At 67.9% G+C, this 25,617-nt stretch carries 23 protein-coding genes and 4 tRNA genes; 16 read left to right on the top strand and 11 right to left on the bottom strand.

What is annotated here, in order from left to right:
• Positions 1 to 56: 56 nt before the first annotated feature.
• The 6 genes from uvrC to PL79_RS24045 all read left to right on the top strand — a co-directional run bounded on the left by uvrC (position 57) and on the right by PL79_RS24045 (position 3,438).
• Positions 57 to 2,093: an excinuclease ABC subunit UvrC gene (gene uvrC, locus PL79_RS24070; protein ID WP_044844757.1), complete on the top strand. Its 2,037-nt coding sequence runs from the start codon at positions 57 to 59 to the stop codon at positions 2,091 to 2,093.
• A gap of 99 nt (positions 2,094 to 2,192) precedes the next feature.
• Complete coding sequence (gene pgsA / locus PL79_RS24065; protein ID WP_006757520.1) at positions 2,193 to 2,780, top strand: CDP-diacylglycerol--glycerol-3-phosphate 3-phosphatidyltransferase; 588 nt, start codon at positions 2,193 to 2,195, stop codon at positions 2,778 to 2,780.
• Between the two features lie 150 nt (positions 2,781 to 2,930).
• Positions 2,931 to 3,006 (top strand) — tRNA-Gly (locus PL79_RS24060).
• Positions 3,007 to 3,059: 53 nt separating this feature from the next.
• Positions 3,060 to 3,135: transfer RNA gene (locus PL79_RS24055), tRNA-Gly, on the top strand.
• Between the two features lie 51 nt (positions 3,136 to 3,186).
• A tRNA-Gly gene (locus PL79_RS24050) sits at positions 3,187 to 3,262 on the top strand.
• A 102-nt stretch (positions 3,263 to 3,364) separates the two neighbouring features.
• A tRNA-Cys gene (locus PL79_RS24045) sits at positions 3,365 to 3,438 on the top strand.
• Positions 3,439 to 3,770: 332 nt separating this feature from the next.
• On the opposite strand, the gene PL79_RS24035 is transcribed toward PL79_RS24045, so the two are convergent.
• Together PL79_RS24035 and PL79_RS24030 are read right to left on the bottom strand one after the other, a co-directional pair.
• A complete protein-coding gene (locus PL79_RS24035; protein ID WP_044844756.1) occupies positions 3,771 to 4,319 on the bottom strand; it encodes a GNAT family N-acetyltransferase in 549 nt (182 codons plus the stop codon).
• Positions 4,316 to 4,975 (bottom strand): helix-turn-helix domain-containing protein, encoded by a 660-nt coding sequence (locus tag PL79_RS24030; RefSeq protein WP_044844755.1) that lies wholly within the window; start codon positions 4,973 to 4,975, stop codon positions 4,316 to 4,318. Before PL79_RS24030 ends, PL79_RS24035 begins: the two co-directional genes overlap by 4 nt.
• 140 nt (positions 4,976 to 5,115) lie before the next feature.
• On the opposite strand from PL79_RS24030, the gene PL79_RS24025 reads away from it, so the two are divergent.
• Entirely contained in the window at positions 5,116 to 5,355 is a 240-nt protein-coding gene (locus tag PL79_RS24025) for a ParD-like family protein (RefSeq protein ID WP_044844754.1), read from the top strand.
• A complete protein-coding gene (gene map / locus PL79_RS24020; RefSeq protein ID WP_044844753.1) occupies positions 5,355 to 6,161 on the top strand; it encodes a type I methionyl aminopeptidase in 807 nt (268 codons plus the stop codon). Before PL79_RS24025 ends, map begins: the two co-directional genes overlap by 1 nt.
• Positions 6,162 to 6,288: 127 nt before the next feature.
• On the opposite strand, the gene PL79_RS24015 is transcribed toward map, so the two are convergent.
• Together PL79_RS24015 and PL79_RS24010 are read right to left on the bottom strand one after the other, a co-directional pair.
• Positions 6,289 to 6,801, bottom strand: a complete 513-nt coding sequence (locus PL79_RS24015) for a GAF domain-containing protein (RefSeq protein ID WP_044844752.1) — start codon at positions 6,799 to 6,801, stop codon at positions 6,289 to 6,291.
• Between the two features lie 166 nt (positions 6,802 to 6,967).
• Complete coding sequence (locus PL79_RS24010) at positions 6,968 to 7,885, bottom strand: LysR family transcriptional regulator (RefSeq protein ID WP_044844751.1); 918 nt, start codon at positions 7,883 to 7,885, stop codon at positions 6,968 to 6,970.
• Between the two features lie 110 nt (positions 7,886 to 7,995).
• On the opposite strand from PL79_RS24010, the gene PL79_RS24005 reads away from it, so the two are divergent.
• Both PL79_RS24005 and PL79_RS24000 read left to right on the top strand, forming a co-directional pair.
• Positions 7,996 to 8,862, top strand: a complete 867-nt coding sequence (locus tag PL79_RS24005; RefSeq protein WP_044844750.1) for a pirin family protein — start codon at positions 7,996 to 7,998, stop codon at positions 8,860 to 8,862.
• 128 nt (positions 8,863 to 8,990) lie between these two features.
• The gene (locus tag PL79_RS24000; protein WP_044844749.1) at positions 8,991 to 9,482 is read left to right on the top strand and encodes a GNAT family N-acetyltransferase; all 492 of its coding nucleotides are present in this window, start codon (positions 8,991 to 8,993) and stop codon (positions 9,480 to 9,482) included.
• A gap of 14 nt (positions 9,483 to 9,496) precedes the next feature.
• Here PL79_RS24000 and PL79_RS23995 read toward each other — a convergent pair whose 3' ends face one another.
• Genes PL79_RS23995 through PL79_RS23985 form a run of 3 tightly spaced genes read right to left on the bottom strand, consistent with a single transcriptional unit; the run spans position 9,497 to position 11,492 of the window.
• Positions 9,497 to 10,369 (bottom strand): cytochrome c oxidase assembly protein, encoded by an 873-nt coding sequence (locus PL79_RS23995; RefSeq protein ID WP_044844748.1) that lies wholly within the window; start codon positions 10,367 to 10,369, stop codon positions 9,497 to 9,499.
• A gap of 10 nt (positions 10,370 to 10,379) precedes the next feature.
• Entirely contained in the window at positions 10,380 to 10,820 is a 441-nt protein-coding gene (locus PL79_RS23990) for a copper chaperone PCu(A)C (RefSeq protein ID WP_044844747.1), read from the bottom strand.
• Positions 10,821 to 10,844: 24 nt separating this feature from the next.
• Positions 10,845 to 11,492, bottom strand: a complete 648-nt coding sequence (locus PL79_RS23985; protein WP_044844746.1) for an SCO family protein — start codon at positions 11,490 to 11,492, stop codon at positions 10,845 to 10,847.
• 283 nt (positions 11,493 to 11,775) lie between these two features.
• On the opposite strand from PL79_RS23985, the gene otsB reads away from it, so the two are divergent.
• Positions 11,776 to 12,528: a trehalose-phosphatase gene (otsB, locus tag PL79_RS23980; protein ID WP_044844745.1), complete on the top strand. Its 753-nt coding sequence runs from the start codon at positions 11,776 to 11,778 to the stop codon at positions 12,526 to 12,528.
• Positions 12,525 to 13,901 carry an alpha,alpha-trehalose-phosphate synthase (UDP-forming) gene (gene otsA, locus PL79_RS23975; RefSeq protein WP_044844744.1) on the top strand — a complete coding sequence of 459 codons (1,377 nt, stop codon included), beginning with the start codon at positions 12,525 to 12,527 and terminating at the stop codon, positions 13,899 to 13,901. The genes otsB and otsA overlap by 4 nt, the downstream gene beginning before the upstream one ends.
• 109 nt (positions 13,902 to 14,010) lie before the next feature.
• Here otsA and PL79_RS23970 read toward each other — a convergent pair whose 3' ends face one another.
• Positions 14,011 to 15,840: an ABC transporter ATP-binding protein gene (locus PL79_RS23970; RefSeq protein ID WP_044844743.1), complete on the bottom strand. Its 1,830-nt coding sequence runs from the start codon at positions 15,838 to 15,840 to the stop codon at positions 14,011 to 14,013.
• 563 nt (positions 15,841 to 16,403) lie between these two features.
• Between PL79_RS23970 and PL79_RS23965 the strand changes: the two genes are divergently transcribed.
• The 3 genes from PL79_RS23965 to PL79_RS23950 all read left to right on the top strand — a co-directional run bounded on the left by PL79_RS23965 (position 16,404) and on the right by PL79_RS23950 (position 19,009).
• Positions 16,404 to 17,468, top strand: a complete 1,065-nt coding sequence (locus PL79_RS23965; protein ID WP_044844742.1) for a glycosyltransferase family 4 protein — start codon at positions 16,404 to 16,406, stop codon at positions 17,466 to 17,468.
• A gap of 238 nt (positions 17,469 to 17,706) precedes the next feature.
• A complete protein-coding gene (locus PL79_RS23955) occupies positions 17,707 to 18,507 on the top strand; it encodes a hypothetical protein (RefSeq protein ID WP_044844741.1) in 801 nt (266 codons plus the stop codon).
• Positions 18,508 to 18,544: 37 nt separating this feature from the next.
• Positions 18,545 to 19,009 (top strand): DUF2214 family protein, encoded by a 465-nt coding sequence (locus tag PL79_RS23950; protein WP_044844740.1) that lies wholly within the window; start codon positions 18,545 to 18,547, stop codon positions 19,007 to 19,009.
• 112 nt (positions 19,010 to 19,121) lie between these two features.
• Here PL79_RS23950 and gudD read toward each other — a convergent pair whose 3' ends face one another.
• Positions 19,122 to 20,474 (bottom strand): glucarate dehydratase, encoded by a 1,353-nt coding sequence (gene gudD, locus PL79_RS23945; protein WP_044844739.1) that lies wholly within the window; start codon positions 20,472 to 20,474, stop codon positions 19,122 to 19,124.
• 424 nt (positions 20,475 to 20,898) lie between these two features.
• Between gudD and PL79_RS23935 the strand changes: the two genes are divergently transcribed.
• Positions 20,899 to 21,660, top strand: coding sequence for a FadR/GntR family transcriptional regulator (locus PL79_RS23935; protein WP_044844738.1), 762 nt, complete (start codon positions 20,899 to 20,901; stop codon positions 21,658 to 21,660).
• Positions 21,661 to 21,878: 218 nt separating this feature from the next.
• Here the strand turns inward: PL79_RS23935 and PL79_RS23930 are convergent, their stop codons facing one another.
• Positions 21,879 to 23,027: a branched-chain amino acid ABC transporter substrate-binding protein gene (locus PL79_RS23930; RefSeq protein ID WP_044844737.1), complete on the bottom strand. Its 1,149-nt coding sequence runs from the start codon at positions 23,025 to 23,027 to the stop codon at positions 21,879 to 21,881.
• Positions 23,028 to 23,384: 357 nt separating this feature from the next.
• Entirely contained in the window at positions 23,385 to 25,529 is a 2,145-nt protein-coding gene (locus tag PL79_RS23920) for a phosphocholine-specific phospholipase C (protein ID WP_044844736.1), read from the bottom strand.
• Positions 25,530 to 25,617 lie beyond the last annotated feature (88 nt).

The following is a 25,617-nucleotide window of genomic DNA, read 5'->3' as shown; positions in this document are numbered from 1 at the left end:
TCTAAACTGGCGATTCTAATGGACCCGTTCCGCGCCACAAGGCACCCGAATCGCGCATGACATCCCCAGAAGCCGCCGACACCCCGTTCGAACCGAAGAAGATCCTCGTGCAACTGCCGCACATGCCGGGCGTCTACCGCTACTACGATGCGGCGGGCGCCGTGCTTTACGTCGGCAAGGCGCGCGACCTGAAGAAGCGCGTCTCGAGCTATTTCACGAAGACGCAGCTGTCGCCGCGCATCGCGATGATGGTCACGCGCATCGCGCGCATCGAGACGACCGTCACGCGCTCGGAGGCGGAGGCGCTGCTGCTCGAGAACAACCTGATCAAGGCGCTCGCGCCGCGCTACAACATCCTGTTTCGCGACGACAAGTCGTATCCGTACCTGAAGCTCACCGCGCACAGCTTTCCGCGCATGGCGTACTACCGCGGCTCGGTCGACAAGCAGAACCAGTATTTCGGGCCGTTCCCGAGCGCGTGGGCCGTGCGCGAGAGCATCCAGATCCTGCAGCGCGTGTTCCAGCTGCGCACCTGCGAGGATTCGGTCTTCAACAATCGTACGCGGCCGTGCCTGCTGCATCAGATCGGGCGCTGCACGGCGCCGTGCGTCGGCGCGATTTCCGAGGACGACTACGCGATCGACGTGTCGAACGCCGCGCGCTTCCTGCTCGGCCGGCAATCGGAAGTGATGAAGGAACTCGAGCAGAAGATGCACGCGTTCGCGGCCGAGCTGAAGTTCGAGCAGGCAGCCGCCGTGCGCAACCAGATGAGCTCGCTCGCGACGGTGCTGCACCAGCAGGCGATCGAGGTCGGCAGCGACAGCGACGTCGACATCCTCGCGGTGGTCGCGCAGGGCGGACGCGTGTGCGTGAACCTGGCGATGGTGCGCGGCGGCCGGCATCTCGGCGACAAGGCCTATTTCCCGGCGCACGTCGAAAGTGCGCTGACGCTGGCCGAAGGCGGGCTCGGCGACGAGGCCGAGGGCGAGGCAGCGGAGGCTGCCGGCGACACCGCTGCGGCGTTGCCCGACCGGCCCGCGGAAGACGCTGCCGCCGCGCGTGACGCGGGCGCGTCGGTGGAGGCCGAGGTGCTCGATGCGTTCATCGCGCAGCACTATCTCGGCAATCGCGTGCCGCCCGTGCTGGTCGTGAGCCACGCGCCCGCGAGCCGCGACCTGCTCGAGCTGCTGTCCGAGCAGGCCGGTCACAAGGTCTCGCTGGTGCGGCAGCCGCAGGGGCAGCGGCGCGCGTGGCTGTCGATGGCCGAGCAGAACGCGCAGATCGCGCTCGCGCGGTTGCTGTCCGAGCAGGGTTCGCAGCAGGCGCGCACGCGCGCGCTCGCGGAAACGCTCGGCTTCGAAAGCGACGATCTCGCGACGCTGCGGATCGAATGTTTCGACATCAGCCATACGATGGGCGAGGCGACGCAGGCGTCGTGCGTCGTCTATCACCATCACAAGATGCAGTCGGGCGAGTACCGTCGCTACAACATCACCGGCATCACGCCGGGCGACGATTACGCGGCCATGCGGCAGGTGCTGACGCGCCGCTACGAGAAGATGGTCGAGCAGGCCGCGCAGGCAGCGGCCGCCGACGATGCGGCCGGCATCGACGGCGAATCGACGCGCCAGGCCGAGGCATCGAGCCTGCTGCCGAACATCGTGCTGATCGACGGCGGCAAGGGGCAGGTCGAGATCGCGCGCCAGGTGTTCACCGAGCTCGGGCTCGATACGTCGATGCTGGTCGGCGTCGCGAAGGGCGAGGGGCGCAAGGTCGGTCTCGAGACGCTCGTGTTCGCGGACGGCCGCACGCCGCTCGAACTCGGCAAGGAGAGCGCCGCGCTGATGCTCGTCGCGCAGATCCGCGACGAGGCGCACCGCTTTGCGATCACCGGGATGCGCGCGAAACGGGCGAAGGCGCGCCAGACCTCGCGGCTCGAGGAGCTCGAAGGGGTCGGTGCGAAACGCCGGCAGCGGCTGCTTGCGCGGTTCGGCGGGCTGCGCGGTGTGGTCGCGGCGAGCGTCGAGGAGCTGGCGAGCGTCGACGGCATCTCGCACGCGCTCGCCGAGCAGATCTACAAGCAGCTTCACTGATCCGGCCGTGCGACCGGCCACGCCCGAGCGCGATCTCGCGTTCTTGTGGCAGGCCGGTCGACACGGCACAATTGCGAATCCTTTACTGACCCGCATGCCATGCCGTTCAATTTCCCGATTTTCCTGACGTGGGTACGGATCGTGCTGATCCCGCTCGTCGTCGGCGTGTTCTATCTGCCGGACACGGTGATGGGCGGCGCGCACCGCAACCTCGCGGCGGCGGCGATCTTCATCCTCGCCGCGCTGACCGACTGGTTCGACGGGTTTCTCGCCCGCAAGTGGAACCAGACGTCGTCGTTCGGCGCGTTCCTCGATCCGGTCGCGGACAAGCTGATGGTGACGGCCGCGTTGCTGATCCTCGTGCAGATTTCGCGGGTCGACGCGGCGATCGCGCTCGTGATCGTCGGCCGCGAGATCGCGATCTCGGCGCTGCGCGAATGGATGGCACAGATCGGTGCGTCGAAGAGCGTCGCGGTGAACCAGCTCGGCAAGTTCAAGACCGCGTGCCAGATGGTCGCGATTCCGATGCTGCTGTACTACGGCCCGCTGCCGCTCGGCATCGCGACGATCGACACGCGCGTGTGGGGCGAGTGGCTGATGTACCTCGCCGCGGTGCTGACGATCTGGTCGATGCTGTACTACATGAAGCTCGCATGGCCGCAGATTCGCGAGCGCGGCGGCGCGTGACCGGCCCCTGCACGGTCGGTTCGCAGTTTTTTGGAAAAAGGGCTGGAAAAGCCCTTGACACACGAATGTGCCTTCGACATAATCTCGCTTCTCCGCTGCACGACGAAGTAAGTGTGTGACGGGGAAGCAGTAGAAGTAGCGCAGCAATACGCGGGAGTAGCTCAGTTGGTAGAGCGCAACCTTGCCAAGGTTGAGGTCGCGAGTTCGAGACTCGTCTCCCGCTCCAGATTTTTTCTGGCAGCGTGTTGTACGGCAAAGCGCTGCAGATGCAGGACACATGCGGGAGTAGCTCAGTTGGTAGAGCGCAACCTTGCCAAGGTTGAGGTCGCGAGTTCGAGACTCGTCTCCCGCTCCAGATTTTTCTGGCAGCGTGTTGTACGGCAAAGCGCTGCAGGTGCAGGACAATGCGGGAGTAGCTCAGTTGGTAGAGCGCAACCTTGCCAAGGTTGAGGTCGCGAGTTCGAGACTCGTCTCCCGCTCCAAGTCATGGGGAAGCCACGCTTCCCTTTTTATTTGATGGACCGACGGTCCTTGAATAAAAGAATCTGTCGCTTGCCTTCATGGCATCCGGACAGTCCGCTTTTGGCGCGATAGCAAAGCGGTTATGCAGCGGCCTGCAAAGCCGTTTAGGCCGGTTCGACTCCGGCTCGCGCCTCCAGCAAGAAAAGAAAAGCCCCGCTTCGGCGGGGCTTTTCTTTTTTCCGCGCTCGATCCGCGCGGCTACTCCGCCGGATACGTCAGCGTCACCCGCTCGCACTTCGACGTGCTCTTGCCGCTATAGTCGTAAATCGCGAGCAGATGCCGGCCCTTGCTGTTCAGGATCGGCAGCGTGATCGTCCTGCGATTCGGATTGTTGCCGTCGGCCGGTTCGTCTAAAACCTGTTTGCGAATTTCCGATTCGAGATCCGACGGGGTGTCGATGCCGTTTTCCGGACCGCGGCTGCGGCCGCCCGCGTCATCATGCGCGTGCCAAGCATTCGGCGATGCCGATCAGCCATCGACCGGCCGAGCCGGCGTGTCGAGCCTCAGCTGATAGAACGCCGCATCGAGCCAGCGGCCGAACTTGAAGCCGGCTTCGGTGATCGTGCCGGAGTGCACGAAGCCGAGGCGCGTGTGCAGCGCGACGCTGCCGCCGTTGGTCGCATCGATGCAGCCGACCAGCACATGCACTTCGGCTTCACGCGCACGCCGGATCAACTCGCGCAGCAGCAGTTCGCCGAGCCCGCGGCCGCGATGGTCGCGGTGGACGTACACGCTGTGTTCTACCGTGTACTTGAACGCGGGGAACGCGCGGAACGTGCCCCAGCTCGCGAAGCCGACCAGCGTGCCCGATTCATCCACCGCGCCCACGACCGGAAAACCACCGGCGCGCTTCGTCGCGAACCACGTGACCATCGCTTCCGGCGGGCGCGGCCGGTAGTCGTACAGCGCGGTCGAATTCACGATCGCGTCGTTCAGGATGTCGAGGATGGCCGCGGCATGCTCGGCCTCGCTGCAATCGATCAGGCGCACGTCTTCGCGCGGTTTCGGGGAATTCATGCGGGCTCCTGCGCCTGTCGGCCTTGAACGGATGAAACACTCCGCGCGCCGGCGGCGGCGGGGACATCGCAGATCGCGACGACATAGCGCGCGACGTGCGACGACGGGTTGCTGAAAATCAGCGGCTGATCGACGCGCATGGCCAGACAGTCGCCTTCGTGAAGTTCGTGAAGCTGGTCGCCGCACGTGACGTCGACGCGCCCGTGGATGACCCATATTTGTTGATGCAGCGCGCTTTCGCGCCCGCCGGAGTCGTACGCGACGCGCGCACCGGGCGGGAAATCGACCTCGACGAGCTGGATCGGCGACGGCCAGCCGGGTGGCGACAGATTGCGCCGCACGTAACCGGACGCCGGATCGCGCCATTCCGCCTGCTGCGCGCGTCGCACCAGCGGTTGCGCGGGTGCGTCGTCGCGATCGCCGCCGAACAGCCCGGCCAGCGACACGCCGAGACCGGCCGCGAGCTTGTCGAGCACGACGGCCGTCGGGCTCGCCGACGCGCGCTCGATGAGCGAGATCATCGAGCGGCTGACGCCGGAACGCGCGGCGAGCGCATCGAGCGTGTAGCCTCGTAGCGTGCGCAGCTCGCGCACGCGCCGGGCGATGCGTTCGTTGATGCCGATGTCGTCGGCAGGGGCGTTGACTGGTTCTTGCATGGTGGATTTATTTTCCAGCAAGCTGGAATTCGATGTCAACGGGATCCCGGATCGGCGATTCGCAGGCAGCCCGGCGCTTGCCCGGCGACCGAGGTGAGCGTAATATACGAAACGACTATATTTCGTTTAATTAGAGACATATGGGAATCATCAAGATATCCGAGCACATGCACGAACGGCTGCGCTCGACCAGTACCGCGCTGAGCCGTTCGATCAATGCGCAGGCGGAGCACTGGCTGCGCGTCGGGATGCTGGCGGAACTCAATCCGTCGCTGTCCTACGGCGATATCTGCCGGCTGCTGATCGAGACCGAAGCGCGCGGCGGCGATGCCGGCGGCACGGAATCGGTCGTCGCCCACGGCATCGAGCAGGTGGCGTAATGGCGAGGCGCGAAATCCCGATCCGCGGTGCCGCGGAAATCGCCAAGTCGCGCGAGGCCGCGAAGCTCGCGTCCCAGGTGCTGACGATGATCACCGAACACGTGAAACCGGGCGTCACCACCGACGAGCTCGACGTGCGCTGCCGCGAATATATCGTCGACGTGCTCGGCGCGATTCCGGCGAACATTGGCTATCACGGCTATCCGAAAACCCTGTGCACGTCGGTCAATCACGTGGTCTGTCACGGCATTCCGTCGTCGCGGCCGATGCGCGACGGCGACATCGTGAATCTCGACATCGCGGTGATCAAGGACGGCTGGTTCGGCGACACGAGCCGCATGTACTTCGTCGGCGAGCCGGGCGAACTCGCGCGGCGCCTCGTCGCGACGACCTATGAGGCGATGCATGCGGGCATCCGCGCGGTGCGTCCCGGCGCGACGCTCGGCGACGTCGGCTATGCGATCCAGCAGGTCGCGCATCGTGAGGGATTCAGCGTGGTCCGCGAGTACTGCGGGCACGGGATCGGCGACGTGTACCACGACGAGCCGCAGGTGTTGCATTATGGCCGCCCGGGCACCGGCGTGCCGCTGCGGCCGGGGATGATCTTCACGATCGAGCCGATGCTGAATGCGGGCAAGCGCGATACGCGCGTGCTGGCGGACGGCTGGACGGTCGTCACGAAGGATCATTCGCTGTCCGCGCAGTGGGAGCACATGGTCGTCGTGACGGAGCAGGGCTTCGAGATCCTGTCGGACGACGTGAAGCCGCCGGCGTTCGCGGCGCTTTCCGGCACGCACGCGGCCTGACACGCGGCGCGCCGCGCGCAGCGACGCAACGAAAACGGGCCCCGCGTGAATGAGCGGGGCCCGTTTTCGTTGGCGGCCAAGCGGCGCGATCAGCAGGCTGCGGCCTCCGCAGCCGCCGCCGGCAGCGTCACGCGGCTCGACCGCGCGCCTTCTGCCACGCGTGTTCGACGAACACGCGGCACAGCGCTTCCATCCCGTTGCGGTCCTCGTCGTCGAAACGCGCGGCGACGGGGCTGTCGACGTCCCACACACCGATCAGCGTGCCGTCGGCAGCGACCAGCGGCACGACGATTTCCGATTCCGACGCGGCATCGCAGGCGATATGGCCCGGGAATGCATGCACGTCGCGCACGACCTGCGTCTCGCGGGTCTGCGCAGCCGTGCCGCACACGCCCTTGCCGAGCGCGATCCGCACGCACGCGGGCTTGCCCTGGAACGGCCCGACCACGAGTTCCGAACCGTCGAAGAAGTAGAAGCCGGCCCAGTTCAGGCGGTCGAGCGAGTGATAGACGAGCGCAGAGAAGTTCGCGGCGTTCGCGGTCAGGTCGCGTTCCGATTCGATGAGCGCGCGTGCCTGCTCGACGAGCGTCGCATAGAGTTCGGCCTTGGAGGCGTGAGGGTCGGTGGACAGCGTGAACATGGCTGAAAGGCGAAAAGAGGTTGTGAACAGCGGGGTTGTGAAACGGGTCGTGAAAAGCGCGATGCGCGTCCCGCAGTCTACGGCACGCGCGGCCGGTCTGCAGCGTCCGGTTCGCGACGCACACGCCGAAACGCCGAACGCGGGGTGACCGCCGTGGCGATGCCGCTCAATCGGGCTCGAGTTCGGCGAACCGCTCGGCCAGGAAATCGAGCAGCGCGCGCACCGCGGGCAGCAGCCCGCGCCGCGACGCGAACACCGCATGCACGATCTCGCGGCGCGGCGCCCAGTCCGGCAGCACGGTCGCCAGTTCGCCGCGTGCGACTTCGTCGCGCACCATCATCGTCGGCAACTGCACGACGCCGACCCCCGCGACGGCGGCCGCGCGCAGCGCGAGCATGCCGCCCGTGACGAGCCGCGGCTGATGGTGGATTTCCGCGTGCGCGCCGTCGGGGCCGCGTAGCCGCCACACGTGCGTGGCCTGCGGCACGCCGTGATCGAGGCTCGGCAGGCGGGTCAGGTCGGCGGGGACGGCCGGCACGCCGCGCTCGCGCAGCAACGCGGGGCTCGCGACGAGGCACTGGCCGCGCTCGGCCAGCACGCGCAGCGCGAGATCGCTGTCCTCGAGCGGCGGCGGGCGCACGCGGATCGCGACGTCGATCCCTTCGCCGACCACGTCGACGCGCCGGTTGGTCGCTTCCAGGTGAATCTCGACGCGCGGGCACGCGACCATGAACGCGGCGATCATCGTGCCGACCAGCGAATCGAGCAGCACGACCGGGCAGCTGACCCGCACGATGCCGCGCGGCTCCTCGTGCAGCAGCGCGATCGCCTCGTCGGCGGCGTCCGCCTCGACGAGCATCGCGCGACAATGCGCGTAGTAGGTCTGGCCGACGTCGGTGACGGTGAAACGGCGCGTCGAGCGCTGGATCAGCCGCATCCCGAGCCGTGCCTCGAGCAGCGCGATGCGGCGGCTCAGCTTCGACTTCGGCATGTTCAGCGCGCGCCCGGCCGGCGCGAAGCCGCCGTGCTCGACCACCTGCACGAAGTAATACAGATCGTTCAGATCCCGTTCGTTATCGTTCATGAAATAGAACGCTGAGTGCGATTTTGGCAGTCTACCGGATCGATCGTTCCACCTCTATATTCCTACTCAGGTTGCGAAACACGTGTTTCGCCGCAATTCGGAGAAGGCAAATGAAGAAGATCCAGGGTGTGTACAGTGCGCCGCGCGGTCATTGGGTCGGCGACGGTTTCCCGGTGCGTTCGATGTTCAGCTACCAGTCTCACGGGACGCACCTGAGCCCGTTCCTGCTGCTCGACTACGCGGGTCCCGCGAACTTCGAGCCGGCTTCGGCACCGCGCGGGGTGGGCCAGCACCCGCACCGCGGGTTCGAAACGGTGACGATCGTCTATGACGGCGAAGTCGCGCACCGCGACTCGACCGGTGCGGGCGGCGTGATCGGCCCGGGCGACGTGCAGTGGATGACGGCCGCGAGCGGGATCCTGCACGAGGAATTCCACTCGGAAGCGTTCACGAAGCGGGGCGGCCCGCTCGAGATGGTGCAGCTGTGGGTGAACCTGCCCGCCGCCGACAAGATGGGTGCGCCCGGCTATCAGACGATTCTGGACGCGGACATCCCGGTGGTCGAACTGCCGGACGGCGCAGGCCGCGCGCGGATCATCGCGGGCGAATTCGACGGCCGGCGCGGCCCGGCCCGCACGCACACGCCGATCGACGTGTGGGACGTGCGGCTCGCAGCCGGCGGCCGTGCGCGGTTCCCGATCGCCGAAGGGCGCACGCTCGCGGTGGTCGTGCTGAGCGGTACGCTGCTGGTGAACGGCGAGACGGTCGCCCGCGAAGCGCAGTTCGTGCAGCTGAGCCGCGACGGCCGCGACGTCGAGATCGAAGCGAACGGCGACGCCAAGCTGCTGATCCTGAGCGGCGAGCCGATCGATGAGCCGGTCGTCGGTTACGGGCCGTTCGTGATGAACTCGCAAGAGGAAATCCGGGCCGCGATCGACGATTTCAACAACGGCCGCTTCGGCCAGATGCCGGCATGACGGACAGGCCCCGCGCGATGCGGGGCCTTTTTTTCACGCGCGGAAGGGCGGCACGCGTGCCGGGTGCGCTTCGAGGCATAATCGACAGTTGCCGCGCGCCGGCCGGCGCGCCCGAATCAGGACCGACCATGAATGCTTCCGCACCCGCCGCATCTCTGCATGCCGACGATCTCGACTGGCACTGGAAATTCTTCGACGCGCTGACGGCGCGCGAAGTCTATTCGATCCTCGACGCGCGCAGCGCCGTGTTCGTCGTCGAGCAGAACTGCGTCTATCGCGACATCGACGGTGCGGACCAGGCTGCGTGGCACCTGGCCGCATACGATCCCGCGGGCCGTCTCGCCGGTTACCTGCGCGTGCTGCTGCCGGATGCGCAGCACCCTGACGTGCGCATCGGCCGCGTGCTGACGACCGCCGCGTTTCGCGGTGCGGGCCTCGGTAACGCGCTGCTCTCGCGCGCGCTCGGGCACATCCGCGCGCAGTGGCCGGATGCGCAGGTGAGCCTGCATGCGCAGGCGCACCTGCAGCGCTTCTATGGGGCATTCGGCTTCACGCCGAGTTCGGACGTGCACGACGAGGACGGCATCCCGCACGTGTGGATGACCAGCGCGCGCGGCTGACGCGCGGCGCGCCATCAGTGGGCGGCGCGCGTCACCGGCGGGCGTGCCGCGTGCAAGACGGCAGCCCGCTCTTCGATCAAGCGGCCGCGCGCGGACAACCGCAACCAGTGCCGCAGCGCGATCAGCGCGCCGATCACGCTCATCATCGAACCCGGAATCCACAGCAGCAGGCCGCCGATCTGCTGGTCGCGCAGCGGGCTGAGCCACGTGAATGCGCGTCCGCAGATCGAGTAGATCGGATACAGCTCGTGCGGCGTGAAGAAGATCAGCGCGCCGAGCGCGATCTGCGGCGGAATCGCCGCGACGACGATCAGGATCCGGCGGCCCGGCGACAGCCGCGCGGGCGGCGCGGGACGCGGATCGACGACGAGCCACCAGAACAGCAGCCCGTCGATCACCATGCTCCAGTTCATCACGCGATACAGGCGCCAGTCGAGCATCGCGACGAAGTGGATCGGCGACAGCAGCCAGAAATAGATCAGCCCGACGAACAGCACGACCGCGACGACCGGATGGAACACCACGTCGAGCGTCGCGCGCACGGGTGCCCACGCGAGCGCGGGGCGCACGAAGCGCTGCCGCCAGCGAAACGGAATGCCCGCGCGGATCGCGGCGCCCGGGTAGGCCAGTGCGATGAAGAACGGCCCGAGGTGATGCAGCACCAGGTGCTGCGCGCGGTGCAGGAAGAATTCGTGCTCGAAGAAGTAGTCGAGCCGCGTATGCAGCGCGATGTAGAGCGCCGTCAGCCCGAGCCAGAACGAGAACTGCCGCAGCGGCGACACCTTCGCCTTCTTCACGCCGCGCGCGAACAGCACGGCGGCCGTCAGCACCGCGATGACCACGGTCGGCGACGGTTCCCACGGATCGAGCCAGTACAGGACGTTCATCGCGCGCGCATCACTTCGCCTGGGCCGGCGACTTCACGGCGAACGGCGTGTCGACCGTTTCGCCGTCGGAGAACTTCAGGCGCAGGCGCACGGTGTCGCCGGGCTTGATCGCGTGCTTCGGTTCCTCGAGCATGAAGTGATAGCCGCCCGGCGCGATGTCGACCTTGCCGCGCGCTGGGATCGTCAGCTTGTCGACCATTTCCATCTTCTGCGTCGAGCCGTTCGACACGGTCTGGTGCAGCATCGCCATCCCGTAGTCGGGGCTGTCGACGTCGACCAGGTCGACCGGCTTGTCGCCCGTGTTGACGAGCGTCACGTAGCCGCCCGCGGGCAGCCGGTTCGGCAGCCAGCGCACCCATGCATTCTGCGCGGTGATCGCGCCCGCGGCACAGGCTTGCGCAGCGGTGCACAGCGCGGCGAGGAGGGCGAACGTCTTGAGGGTCGTCTTCATGTCGGAGATGTCGGAGTTCGGAATTCAGGAGGAGGTGGAGGCGGTGTCGATGATACGGCGGACATCGGCGGCGATCGCGTCGGGCGAATCGCGGTCGGTCGCGAGCAGGCGCGCGCGGCCGGTCGCGTCGAAGATGTACACGGCCGAGCTGTGCGTGACTTCGTAGCCGCCGGACGGGTCGCGTTTTTCCATCTGGTACGCGACCCGATAGCGTTTCGCGAGCGATTCGATCTGGCCGTCGGTGCCGGTCAGGCCGCGCGCGTGTGCGGCATCGAACGCGGCGACGTACGACTGCATCGCCTGCGGCGTGTCGCGCGCGGGATCGACCGAGACGAACAGGATGCGCACGCCGTTCGCCTGCGGGCCGAGCTTCGCGAGCACTTCCATCAGCCGCGCCATCGTTTCGGGGCAGACGTCGGGACAGTGCGTGTAGCCGAAGTAGACGAGCGCGATGCGGCCGCGAAACGCGTTCGCGTCGACCGTGCGGCCGTCGCCGCCGGTGAGCGTGAACGACAGGTCGGGCAGGTGGCCCGTGACGTTGGTCAGGCGCCAGCCCGGCTCGTCGTGCGTGCAGGCGGCGAGCGCGACGGCGGCGGTCAGTGCCGCGGCCGTGCGGACGAGGCGGGTCAGGCTGAGGAAGCGCCAGTGCGGCGCGGGACGGGCAGACGACATCCTGGGGCTCGATCGGACGGAACGGTCGTCGGCCGGCGCGGCGCCATGCGTCGCGCGGCCGGCGGTTGCCGACTGTAGCGCAATTCCCGCGCCCGCGTCCTTTCGAAACCCGTACGGCACGGGCGAGCGGGGCAATATGTCGCAGTTGACGCGGGCGGCGGCGCGAGGCAAGCCCCGCACCGGTTTCGCCCATCTCGGTACGCAGGCGCGGTAAGATGCGCACAATTCCATTCTCGCAGCGGCGGCCCCCGCGTTGGCAGGCCGCTCTCAGACCATCGAATCGATGCAATCCGTTCCGGCTTCCCTGTCCCTGACCGATACCGCGTTCTTTTTCGACTTCGACGGCACGCTCGTCGAGCTGGCGCCGACGCCCGACAGCATTCACGTGCCGCCGTCGCTGCTGACGCTGCTCGATGAACTGCGGCGCCGTTCGCACGGTGCAGTCGCCATCGTGTCGGGGCGCGGCATCGACAACCTCGACACGTTCCTGAACATGCCGGACCTGCCGATCGCCGGCCTGCACGGCGCCGAGCGGCGCGACGCGAACGGCGACACGCAGCGCATCGGCTTCAACGACGAACGGCTGCTGCGCATCGAGCGCGAGCTCGCGGCCGTCGTCGACCGTCATCCGGGCATGCTGCTCGAAATCAAGGGCGCGGCCGTCGCGCTGCACTACCGCAACGCGCCCGAGCGTGAGCCGGTTGCGCGCGCAGCGGCCGAGCGCCTCGTCGCCGAATACGCGGATGCGTACGTGCTGCAGCCCGGCAAGATGGTGTTCGAGATCAAGCCGAAGGGCGTCGACAAGGGGCGCGCGCTGGCCGCGTTCCTCGACGAGCCGCCGTTCGCGGGCCGCGTGCCGCTGTTCGCGGGCGACGACCTGACCGACGAGAAGGGCTTCGCGGTGGTCAACGCGCGCGGCGGCCTGTCGATCAAGGTCGGCGCGGGCGAGACGTCGGCCCGCACGCGGCTCGACTCGGTCGACGCGCTGCACGCGCAGATCGCCCGCTGGCTTGGCGCGGAGCTGCAGGGCGCATGAGTCGACTCATCATCGTTTCGAACCGCGTCGCCCCGATTTCGGAAGGCGAGCCGGCGGCGGGCGGTCTCGCGATCGGCGTCTACGATGCGCTGAAGGAGACGGGCGGCATGTGGTTCGGCTGGAGCGGCGAGGTGGTCGCGTCCGGTGCGCCGCAGATCCGCATCGAGGAGCGCGGCCCCGTGACATTCGCAACCGTCGGGCTGTCGCGCCGCGATTACGACCAGTACTACCGCGGGTTCTCGAACGCGACGCTGTGGCCCGCGTTCCATTACCGCGCGGACCTGATCCAGTACGACCGCCACGAGTTCGACGGCTACGGCCGCGTGAACGTCTGGCTCGCGCAGCAGCTCGTGCCGCTGCTGCAGGGCGACGACGTGATCTGGGTGCACGACTATCACCTGATCCCGTTCGCGCGTGCGCTGCGTGCGGCCGGCGTGAAGAACCGCATCGGCTTTTTCCTGCACATTCCGTTTCCGGCCGCGCAGGTGCTCGTCAACGTGCCGCCGCATCGCGAGCTCGTCGAGTCGCTGTGCGCGTTCGATCTGCTCGGCTTCCAGACCGAGCCGGACCTGCGCGCGTTCTGCGACTACATCGAGTTCGAGGCCGGCGGCGAAGTGGCGCGCGAAGGGCACACGGTGCGCGTGAGCGCGTTCGGCAACACGCTGCGCGCGGCCGCCTATCCGATCGGCGTGTATCCGGACGAGATCGCGTCGCTCGCGCAGGCGGGCGAGCACGGCAAGGCCGCGCGCATGGCCACGTCGCTACGCGGGCGCCAACTGATCATGAGCGTCGACCGGCTCGATTATTCGAAGGGGCTCGTCGAGCGGTTCCGCGCGTTCGAGAAGCTGCTGGAGCACCAGACCTCGATCCGCAACCGCGTGTCGTTCCTGCAGATCGCGCCATCGACGCGCGCCGACCTGCGCGCGTACCAGGACATCCGCCTGCAGCTCGAAGCGGAGTCGGGGCGCATCAACGGCCGCTATGCGGAGCTCGACTGGGCGCCGATCCTCTACATCCACCGCCAGTACGATCGGCAGGTGCTGGCCGCACTGTATCGCCTCGCACGCGTGGGCTTCGTGACGCCGCTGCGCGACGGGATGAACCTGGTCGCGAAGGAGTACGTGTCCGCGCAGAATCCGGACGATCCGGGCGTGCTGGTGTTGTCGCGCTTCGCGGGCGCCGCGCGCGAGCTGACGGGCGCGTTGATCGTCAATCCGATCGACATCGACGGGATGGCCGATGCGCTGTCGCAGGCGCTGACGATGCCGCTCGCGGAGCGGCGCGCGCGTTATGCGGACATGATCGCGCAGCTGCGCGAGAACAACGTGTCGGTGTGGCGCGACAACTTCCTGCGCGACCTGCAGCGCGTGTGATCCGCGTGCCGCGCGGCGACGGTCGCGCGGCGCCATGAAAAAAACCGCCGTGCTTCGCGCACGGCGGTTTTTTTATCGGCTGCCAGGACGGGATGCTGCCTGGGCGGCGTCAGGCCACGCGTTCGCCGGTCGGCGCGGTGCCGTCGGGGGCGTGATGGCGGCCGTGCTGCTTCGCGAGCAGGTCGCGGTACAGGCCCGGACGATTGCGCAGCACGTCGGGGCTGCCGTCGTCGATCACCTTGCCGTTGCTCATCACGATGATCCGGTCGAAGTTGCGCAGCGTCGACAGCCGGTGCGCGATCGCGATCACCGTGCGGCCGACCATCAGGCGGTCGAGCGCGCTCTGGATCGCTTCCTCGGATGCGCTGTCGAGTGCGGACGTCGCTTCGTCGAGCAGCAGGATCGGCGCGTCCTTCAGGATCGCGCGCGCGATCGCGATGCGCTGGCGCTGGCCGCCCGACAGTTTCACGCCGCGGTCGCCGACGATCGTGTCATAGCCTTCCGGCATCGCCTCGATGAACTCCGAGCAGCGGGCGTCGCGCGCGGCGGCGAGCACTTCCTCGCGGGTCGCCTCGGGGCGGCCATACGCGATGTTGTCGTAGATGGTCCGGTGCAGCAGCGAAATGTCCTGCGGCACGAGCGCGATCGCATGGCGCAGGCTGTCCTGCGTGATCGCCTTCACGTCCTGGCCGTCGACCATCACGGCGCCGTCCTGCGTGTCGTAGAAGCGCTGCAGCAGCGCGAGCACGGTCGACTTGCCGGCGCCCGACTTGCCGATCAGGCCGACGCGCTGGCCCGGTTCGATATGGAGATCGAAATGGTCGAGGATCGCGCGGCGATGCGGATACGCGAACGTCACGCGTTCGAAATCGACGCGGCCGCCCTTGGCCGACAGCGGCTGCGCGTCGGAGCGGTCCGGCATCCCGTGCGGCTCGAGCAGCGTCTTCACGGCTTCGGACAGGCGTGCCACGTGCTGCGTGACGTCGACGAGCGCGACGGCGAGGTCGCGGGTGCCGTGCAGGATCGTGAAGCCGAGCGAGCTGACGAGCACGATGTCGCCGGAGGTCGCGCGGCCCTGGTCCCACAGCCACAACGCCCAGCCGAGCAGGCCGGCGGACAGCATCGCGGTGATCACCGCGTGCAGCAGGCGCAGCTTCTCGAGGTAGAACAGGCTTTGCTGGCGCGCGTCCATCTCGGCCTTCACCGTCGCGCCGAAGCGCTTCTGTTCGCGCAGCGTCATCCCGAATGCGCGCACGAGGCCCATGTTGCCGATCACGTCGACGAGCTCGCCGTCGACCGCGGCGGCCTTCGACGCGAACGCGTGATGGCGCGCGGAGCCGCGCCCGGCGAGCTTGAACAGCACGACGGAGAGCACGGCCGAACAGCCGAGCAGGCCGGCGGCCATCAGCGGGTTCACGACGATGATCATCAGGATCGCGCCCATCACCGCGATGCACGGCGGCAGCACGTTCCACGCCATCGTGTTCTCCGACGTATAGACGGCGTTCGACGTGGCGGTGATGCGGCTCGCGAGCGTGCCCGGCTGCTTTTCCGAGTAGTAGGTCGGCGAATGGCCGATCAGGTACTGGAACAGGTCGCGCCGCAGGTCGCCGGTGACCGCGACGAACGTGTGCGCGGCGGCCCAGCCGCCGACGCGCCACAGCAGGTTGTCGGCCGCGATCAGGCCGACGAGCAGCGCGAACGCGCTCCACAGCGGGCCCGGATGATGGCGCCCGGTCGCGAGCACGTCGATCAGGTGCTTGATCGCGTATTGCGAGCCGAGCGCGCAGCCGACGGCGGCCAGCACGCTGCAGAGCACGACCAGGTGCGCGACCGGATGCAGGCGGATGTAGCGGAACAGGAACGCGATCGGCCGATGCGCGTAGCTCGACAGCTTCGCGTTGTGGGCGTTGCGCTGGGCAGGGGTGAGAGATTCCAAAATATGCGTGCGGTGATTCGGTGGTTGAGCGGATCGTCAGGATCGCAGCCCACGGCCGCCCGGACTGAATAATCCGGCATTGTAAACAAGGCCGTGCATTGCGCAGCGCGAATCTTGCCTTGGTCAGGGGCGCGCGATCAATTTTGAGATAAAATCCGGCATCCGTCCTGCCGCGTGCACCGGAATCACGATGCCGGCCGTGGCGGATGACTCGGAACGCCAAAAAGAGCCTTCCACTCTAGAACGGACACCCAAGTCCGCGGGTTGCAAAGTGTTGCGCCTTTGTAACAAAGCAAAGAGTTTGAAATGTTGTGCGCCGTATCGGGATTAACCCTAGATAATCGGCTCCGGGTTCGATTCCAGGTTTTTACGAACCCCTGTCAACGGGTCTTCGTTTCAAACGTTCTATGCCTGTCGCGTCGCCGACGCTCCTTGAGCAGCGCGGGTTCGACGCCCCCGGCAGGCTGATTCGTCCGATTTTTCGGATGAAATGCATCCAGCCCGGACCGCCGGCAGGTTGCCGACCCATACCTGGTTTTTAGCCGATTTTTTAGGAGTTACGCATGCGAATCGCCCAAATCGCTCCGTTGCACGAAGCGGTGCCCCCGAAACTGTACGGTGGTACCGAGCGAGTGGTGTCCTACCTCACCGAAGCACTTGTCGAGATGGGGCATGACGTCACGCTCTTCGCGAGCGGCGATTCGCAAACGTCGGCGAAGCTCGAAGCGTGCTGGCCGCAGGCACTGCGCCTCGACCCGACGATCCGCGATGTGATGGCTCCGCACATGCTGCTCCTCGAGCAGGTGCGCCGCCGCGCGGAAGAGTTCGATGTGCTGCACTGCCACATCGACTACTACCCGTTCTCGCTGTTCTCGCGCCAGCCGGTCCCGCATCTGACGACGATGCACGGCCGTCTCGACCTGCCGGAACTGCAGCCGATCTTCAATGCGTTCAGCGACGTGCCGGTCGTGTCGATCTCCGACAACCAGCGCATCCCGCTGCCGCAGGCGAACTGGCTGTCGACCGTGTATCACGGCCTGCCGGAAAACCTGCTGACGCCGATCCCGAACGTGAAGCCGAGCTACCTCGCGTTCCTCGGCCGCATCTCGCCGGAAAAGCGCGTCGACACCGCGATCCGCATCGCCGAGCAGGCCGGCCTGCCGATCAAGATCGCCGCGAAGCTCGACAAGGCTGACCGCGCGTACTACGAAGAGAAGATCAAGCCGCTGTTCGCGCTGCCGCACGTCGAGTACATCGGCGAAATCAGCGAGTCGGAAAAGACCGAATTCCTGGGCAACGCGCACGCGCTGCTGTTCCCGATCGACTGGCCGGAGCCCTTCGGCCTGGTGATGATCGAGGCGATGGCGTGCGGCACGCCGGTGATCGCGTTCAAGCGCGGCTCGGTGCCGGAAGTGATCGAGAACGGCGTGTCGGGCTTCGTCGTCGAAGACGAACTGTCGGCCGTCGCGGCGCTCAAGCGCCTCGATACGCTGCCGCGCGAGAAGGTGCGCGCCGCGTTCGAAGCCCGTTTCTCGTCGAAGGTGATGGCGCAGAACTACGTGAAGGGCTACGAGGAACTGCTGCGCCAGAAGCGCCGCACCGTCCTGCGCGAAGTCAACGCAGGCTGATGCCGGGCCGCCGGCCGCACCGCGGCTGAGGCCCCGTCATCGACGCCCCGTCCGGGTCTCCGGCGGGGCGTTGTCACATCTGCGGCGCGGATCTGTTGTATTCTCGCCGCGCCCGGCGCCGCGAACGGCCGCGGAAGCGGTCCGGCACGCCATCCGGCCGTCTGTCCAGACGGTAATGTCCCTATAATGGCCGTGCCGTGAAATCCGGCCCCGCACGAACATCGAGAGGAGAGCAGTCTTGGCGAGAACGAAAACCACGCGCGCAGCACCGGCCCCCGGCGCCGGCGTGATCTTCGCGTTGCGCGCGATCGGTCTCGTGCTGCTCGCGCGCTGGCTGTTCTCGATGTCCCAGATGGGCTATCGCGCGTCGCTGTCGGCGATGGTGTCGTCGCCCTGGGCGTTCGTCTATCTCGTTCTGATCTTCCTGCTGCTCGCGCTGCCGGGCGCCGTCGCGCGCGCCGAGCGGCCGTTCCATCCGCTGCCGCAGTGGCTGCGCCAGGCGCTGCGGGTCTTCGCGCTGATCGGTTTCCTGTTCGCCGTGTGGTCGATCGGCGCGTTCGCGTGGGCGGCCGGCTGGCGCCGCGCGCTGCACGCGGTGACGGCGACCAACGGCTGGCTCGTCGCCGCGCCGGCGCTGTATGCGGCGATCGTCTGGATGTGCCGCCCGCGGCCGCTGTGGCGCACCAACGTGGCCGCGCGCCGCTTCGCGGTCGGCCGCTACGCGATCTCGCTCGACACGCTCACGCGTACCGCGATCGTCTGGATGGAGAGCCGCAAGGTCGGTCAGTACGACGCGCGCGAACTGTCGGTGCGCTGGCCCGGCCGGGTCGCGCCCGCCGCGGGCGAGCAGGGTGCGCAGCCGGCCGTCGTGCCGCCGCGTCGCGGCAGCCTGTTCCGGCGGCCGAAGGTGGAACTGCTGTGGGATTCGCCGGCGGCCGTCGGCCATAACCGGCAGATCGTGATGCGCGCGCCGCTCGCGACCGAGGGCGACCGCGTCGCGGTGCTCGCGCTCGACGCGGCGCTCAAACAGATCGTCTGACAAGGCCTGCGCGGCGCGCGGGCGACAAGGAGGCGCAATGATCGTCCGCTGGTTGCTGGCAGCCGTTCACCTGATGGCATTCGGCGTCGCGTTTGCCGCGATCGCGGGACGCAACCGTGCGCTGCGCCGGGTCATCGCGTCGGCGCAGGCCGCCGACCTGCCCGGCGTGTTCAAGGCCGACGCGGCCTGGGGATTGTCCGCGCTGGTACTGATCGCGACCGGGCTCACGCGCGCATTCGGCGGCTTCGAGAAGGGCTCGTCGTACTACCTTCATGAGCCGCTCTTTCACCTCAAGATGACCGCGCTCGTGCTGATCCTGCTGCTCGAGATCGTGCCGATGCTCGGGCTGATCCGCTGGCGCATCGCCGCGCGGCAGCAGCAGATGCCCGATCTGGGCCGCGCACGGAGCTATGTGCGGATCGGCCACTGGCAGGCCGTGCTCGTGATGGTGATCGTGCTCGCCGCGTCGGGGATGGCGCGGGGGATTGGGCTGGCCGGGTAGGGGCGGCCGGCTAGGTGCGGCCGGCTAGGTCTGGCCGGGTAGGTGCGGCCGGCTACGCCCGGCCGGCCGCGCATGTCGACCGGGCGGACCCGCCGCCCGTTTCGTCCCGCGCTCAGCGCACGAGGCAGGGGCGCTTGTTGTTGAACGTCCACCCCGGAATCAGATACTGCATCGCGGCCGCGTCGTCGCGCGCGCCGAGCCCGTGCTGCTTGTACAGTTCGTGCGCGACCGCGACCGCCTCCATGTCGATGTCGATGCCGAGGCCCGGACGCTTCGGCACTTCCACGAGCCCGTTCTCGATCTTCAGCGGCTCGCGCGTCAGCCGTTCGCCGTCCTGCCAGATCCAGTGCGTGTCGATCGCGGTGACCTGGCCGGGCGCGGCGGCCGCGACGTGCGTGAACATCGCGAGCGATACGTCGAAGTGGTTGTTCGAATGCGAGCCCCACGTGAGGCCCCAGTCGCGGCACATCTGCGCGACGCGCACCGAGCCCTGCATCGTCCAGAAGTGCGGATCGGCGAGCGGGATGTCGACCGCCTGCAACTGCACCGCGTGGCCCATCTGGCGCCAGTCGGTCGCGATCATGTTGGTGGCCGTCGGCAGCCCGGTCGAGCGGCGGAATTCGGCCATCACCTCGCGGCCCGAATAACCGTTCTCCGCGCCGCACGGATCTTCCGCATACGCGAGCACGTGATGCAGGTCGCGGCACAGCCGCACGGCCTCGTCGAGCGACCACGCGCCGTTCGGATCGAGCGTCACGCGCGCTTCGGGGAAGCGCTCGGCAAGCGCTGTCACGGCGTCGACCTCGCGCGCGCCTTCGAACACGCCGCCCTTCAGCTTGAAGTCGTTGAACCCGTAGCGCGCATGCGCGGCTTCGGCGAGGCGCACGACCGCCTCGGGCGTCAGCGCGGCTTCGTCGCGCACGCGGGTCCAGTCGTCGGTCGCGCCGCGGCCGTCGCGATAGGGCAGCGCAGTTTGCGTGCGATCGCCGATGTAGAACAGATAGCCGAGCATCTCGACGCGCTCGCGCTGCTGCCCTTCGCCGAGGAGGGCAGCCACGGGCACGCCGAGATGCTGGCCGAGCAGGTCGAGCAGCGCGGCTTCGAGCGCGGTGACCGCGTGGATCGTGGTGCGCAGGTCGAAGGTCTGCAGGCCGCGGCCGCTCGCGTCGCGGTCGGCAAAGGTGCGCCGCACGTCGTTGAGCACCGCATGGTAATTGCCGACCGGCTGACCGACGACGAGCGCGCGCGCGTCCTCCAGCGTGCGGCGGATGCTTTCGCCGCCCGGCACCTCGCCGACGCCGGTCCGGCCCGCGCTGTCCTTCAGGATCACGAGGTTGCGGGTGAAGAACGGGCCGTGCGCGCCGCTCAGGTTGAGCAGCATGCTGTCGTGGCCGGCGACCGGAATGGCTTGCAGGTCGACGATGCGCGGCGTGTCGTGGGAAGGCGAGGCAGTGACGGCGTTCATGGCGGCGGTGGCAAAAGAGTGGGCGATGCCGTGCGGCAAAATCTTTGCTGCGCGCGGCGGGAGGTGCGATCATTCGACAACCGACGTGCGCGGTGCGCAAGCCCCGCATGTCGACAGCAACCCGAAAGGATGGGGGCGACCCGCTCGATGCCGGTGTCGCGACAGGCCGGAGCACGCGCGCAAGCGCGCTTCGATCGGTCGCGAAACCGGGCGCCGGCAGCCGCGCAGAAGCGCGAATGCCGGCCGATCGCGAACCACGGGACCGGGCAGCGCTGGAGCGCCAGCCTCGGTCGACAGGAGATCCGTGTCGCGATCATCAGTCGTCGGATGACTTGTGACGCAGTATAATGAATCATCGGCGTTCGCTCAAACCCCGCGTAAACCCTCGGCTCACATTACGATCATTCAAAAAGGAACCGGCCTCATGTCCGTGCCCACGCTTCCCGCAGCGCCGCGCCGTCGCGCACGCAGCCTCGCACAAGATGTCGTCGACGCGCTGACCGCGCAGATCGAAAACGGCACGCTGCGTCCCGGCGACAAGCTGCCGACCGAAACCGAAGTCATGGCGGCGCAGGGCGTCAGCCGCACGGTCGTGCGCGAAGCGATCTCGCGGATGCAGGCGAGCGGCCTCGTCGAGACGCGCCACGGCATCGGCAGCTTCGTGCTCGAGCCGGCGCGCCGGCAGACGCTCGGTATCGATCCCGCGACCATCACGACGCTGCGCGACGTGCTGGCGGTGCTCGAGCTGCGCATCAGTCTCGAAAGCGAATGCGCGAGCCTCGCCGCGCAGCGCGCGAACGATACCGACCTCGCCGCGTTGCGGCGCGCGCTCGACGCGATCGCGTCGGGGGCGGGCGGCGGCCGCGACACGGCACCACTCGATTTCCAGTTCCACCTGCAGATCGCGCAGTCCACCGGCAACCGCTATTTCGTCGACATCATGACGCAGCTCGGCGCGTCGATCATTCCGCGCACGCGCGTGAATTCGGCGCGCTTCGCCGGCGACGACCTCGAGCGCTATGTCGCCCGGCTCAATCACGAGCATGAAGACATTTACGAGGCGATCGCGCGTCACGACCCGGAAGCCGCGCGCGCCGCGATGCGCACGCACCTGACCAACAGCCGCGAGCGGCTGCGCCGTGCGCACGAGGCGGCCGAGGCGGAACGCGACACGCAGGCCAGCTGACGCGTGGCCGCTGACATGGCCTGCGCGGCGCCGCAGGCCTTGACGAGTATCGCTGCAACATCAGTCATCGTATGAGATCGATGCGATTGCGCCGATCGTTTTAGCGCCGGCTGCGGATCGTCCGGTCACCTGCATCGTGGGAGGGGCGCCGGGGCGGCGTTCCCGCCGTCGCCCGCGCCCCGGGCGCGGCCCGGCTGCCCGGACCGCCGATCCTCCGATCAGCCCCCCTTCGTCACGATGGTCTTCCACGCGCCGCTCTTCACCTGGTACAGCGTCGACATCCCGCTCTTCAGCGAGCCGTCGTTCGCGAACGAGATGCGGCCGGTCACGCCTTCGAAGTCGACCTTCTTCAGCGCCGGGCGATAGACCTTCGGGTCGGTCGAGTTGGCCGCCTGCATCGCCTTGATCGCCGCCCACGCCGCGTCGTAGCCGAACTGCGCGTACGACAGCACGTCGACGCCGAAGCGCTTCTTGAAGCGCTGCTCGAAATCCTTGCCCTGCGGCAGCTCGTCGAGCGGCCGTCCGTATTCCCACGCCATCGCGCCTTCCGCGGCCGGGCCGGCGATCTTGATGAACTCGTTGTCCTTCACACCGCCGCCGCCGACGAACTGCGCGTTCAGCCCGAGCTGGCGCATCTGCTTGATGAAGTTCGCGGCGAGCGAGTCGAGACCGCCGAAGAAGATCAGGTCGGGGTTCTTGCCCTTCAGGCTCGTGATCTGCGCGCGGAAGTCGACCGCCTGGTTGCTGGTGAACTCGCGGCCGATGATGTTGCCGCCGGCCGCCTTCACGGCCTTCTCGAACTCGTCCGCCTCACCCTGGCCGAACGCGGTGCGGTCGTCGATGATCGCGATGCGCTTCGCCTTGGTCACGTCGACCGCGTACTTGCCCGCGTTGCCGGCGTTCTGGCCGTCGGTCGCGATCACCATGAACATGTTCGCGAGCCCGCGCGACGTGAGCGTCGGGTTGGTCGCGGCCGGGTCGATCACCGGAATGCCGGCCTTGTCGTAGACCACCGACGCCGGAATCGTCGTGCCCGAGTTGAAGTGGCCGACCACCACCGACACGTTCTGGTCGACGAGCGCCTGCGCGGCCTGCACGCCGATGCGCGGGTCGGCCTGGTCGTCCTGCACGACCAGGTCGAAATGCACGGGCTTGCCGGCGATCTGCACCTTCTGCGCGGCGGCGTCGTCGAGCGCGAGCTGCACGCCGTTCTGGAGATCCTTGCCGTAGCCGGCGTTCACGCCGGTGAGCGGCGCGGCAAAGCCGACCTTCACGTCGGACGCGTCGGCGGCCTGGGCGGCGTGTTGCGAGAGAAGGGCTACCGCGGATACGACCGATACCGACAACAGGGAATGACGGAATGTCATGTTCGTTCCTCTTGTTCTAACACCAGCGGGTGGGTACCGCACGCAGCCGGCGGGCCGGGCGCGTGCGACGGGCGGGCGGTTCGACCGCTTCTCGGAATCGGACGTGGAGGTCGGCTTGCTGATGCTTCCCGGAAAGGACCTCCCGTCAGGCTCTGCGAGGAGCCCCGATCGTCTCGATATATAGGTCGCCGATATGCGCGGGTCTTGGCAATTTGCCGCGCATTCGATGCGGATTTGCGCATAGCTTCCGCGCGAGCGCGGGTGGCCGGTATCGGGAGTTTCCCGTCACGAACGGACGGGAGGCGGGTGCGGGCGCGCGGCGCAGCCCCCGGCGGGGCCGCGCCGCGTTCGCCGTCGTCAGTCGGACAGGGCGTCCGACGCGGCTTCGGCGTCGTCATGCGACGCGCTCGTGCGGATCGCCGGGTCGCTCGTGCTCGGGCGGCCGGTCTCCACGTGGCCCGCGAAACGGCGCAGGAAGCCGAGCGGGCGGCCGTCGCTGACGGTCAGGTCGTACCAGCCGTGGCTGCCGCGCAGATCCCAGTAGTCGTCGACGTGCGTACCCGGCTTGAGGTCGAACTCGCGCGGATGGTCGTGGCCGTATGCGCTCGTCACCTTGAGCCGCACGGCCTGGTGGCCGCGGTTCATCAGGCGCAGCGTGATGTTGCCGTTCGCGACGTCGTAGCCGTAGATCACCTCGGGGTTGATGCTCGCGGGGCCGACCGCCGTCGCCGCGGGGCTGCGGAAGTGGCAGTAGAAGCCGTTCGGGCCGTACACGTCGAGGTCGTACAGGCCGAGCGACGGCGCCGGGCTCCACAGGTCGGAAAGCCGCTTGCCGGCGTCGACCGTGTAGGTCCACGGGCCGTCGACACGATTGCGCGCCTGGACCTGGAACGCCGCGCCCGCGGTGCCGGTGTTCGCGAAAGTCAGCCGGAACTGGCCGCTCGCATTGTCGATCCGGCCGTGCACGAACAGTTCGTACGGCAGCGCGCGCGCCGGACGCAGGCCGGCCTCCTGCTTCGGCAGATGCTGGACGACCGGCGGCACCGGGATGTAGTCGGGGTGACGGTTGCGGTCGGGCGGCGCGTAGCCGCTCGTGTCCGGGAGCTGCGGCCAGCTTGCGTCGGGCGTCGCGAAGTCGAACGCGGACGTCAGGTTGCCGCACACCGTGCGGCGCCACGGCGACACGTTCGCCGCGGTGACCGCGTACTGCGCGCCGAAGCGTGCTTCGATGAATTGCAGCAGCGACGTGTGATCGAAGGTCTGCGAGCAGACCCAGCCGCCCTTGGTCCACGGCGACACCACCAGCATCGGCACGCGCGGCCCGAGCCCGTACGGGCCGGCCATGTGCGACGCGTCGCCGGCGAATGCCTCGTTGGTCGTCGCGACCGTCGACAGCCCGTTGTCGCGCGACTGCGGTGCGAACGGCGGCGGCACGTGGTCGAAGAAGCCGTCGTTCTCGTCGTAGGTGATGAAGAGCGCGGTCTTGCTCCACACGTCCGGATTCGATACGAGCACCTTCAGCACCTGCTCGATGTACCACGCGCCGTAGTTCGCCGGCCAGTTCGGGTGCTCCGAGTACGCTTCCGGCGCGCAGATCCACGACACCTGCGGCAGCGTGCCGTTCTTCACGTCCTGCTGCAGCACGTCGAACAGCGTGCCGCCGGCGCCGATGTTGGTGCCGGTGCGCGCCTTGTCGTACAGCGGCGTGCCGGGCAGCGCACTGCGGTACTGGTTGAAGTAGAGCAGCGCGTTGTCGCCGTAGTTGCCGATGTACGGGTTCTGCGTCCAGCCCCACGAGCCGTTCGCGTCGAGCCCCGTGCCGACGTCCTGGTAGATCTTCCATGACACGCCGGCCTGCTCGAGCACTTCCGGATAGGTCGTCCAGCCGTAGCCCTTTTCCTCGTTGCCGAGCACCGGGCCGCCGCCCGTGCCGTCATTGCCGACGTAGCCGGTCCACATGTAGTAGCGGTTCGGGTCGGTCGAGCTCGGGATCGCGCAGTGGTACGCGTCGCAGATCGTGAATGCGTCGGCGAGCTGGTAGTGGAACGGGATGTCGTCGCGCTTCAGGTACGCCATCGTCGTGGTGCCCTTGTTCGGCACCCACTGGTCGTAGCGGCCCTTGTTCCATGCGGCGTGCATGTCCTGCCAGCCGTGCGGCAGGTCCTGCAGGAACTGCAGGCCGAGCTTGTCGGCGCCCGGGTGGAACGGCAGCAGCTCGGCCGGGCCGACCGGCTGATGGAACACCGACTTGCCGTTCGCGAGGCGCAGCGGGCGCGGGTCGCCGAATCCGCGGACACCACGCATCGTGCCGAAGTAATGGTCGAACGAACGGTTCTCCTGCATCAGGATCACGATGTGTTCGATATCGCGGATCGTGCCGGTACGGCGGTTCGCGGGGATGGCGAGCGCATCGCGGATCACGGGCGGGAACAGGTTCAGCGCGGCTGCGCCGGCGGTGCCGGCGGCGACGCGCAGGAAGTCACGACGGTTCGATCGGGTCATGGTCGTTATCGTGCGTTAAAGGGGGGAGCCGGTTGGCGGGACATGCGGAAAATGGACGCGCCCCGTGGCGCAGGATGCGGCTGCGCCG

The sequence above is a fragment of the Burkholderia sp. USMB20 genome (genome assembly GCF_000949135.2).
Lineage (GTDB): Bacteria > Pseudomonadota > Gammaproteobacteria > Burkholderiales > Burkholderiaceae > Burkholderia.
Note: the sequence above shows the minus strand (reverse complement) of the source record. Positions and strands in the feature narration are given on the sequence as shown.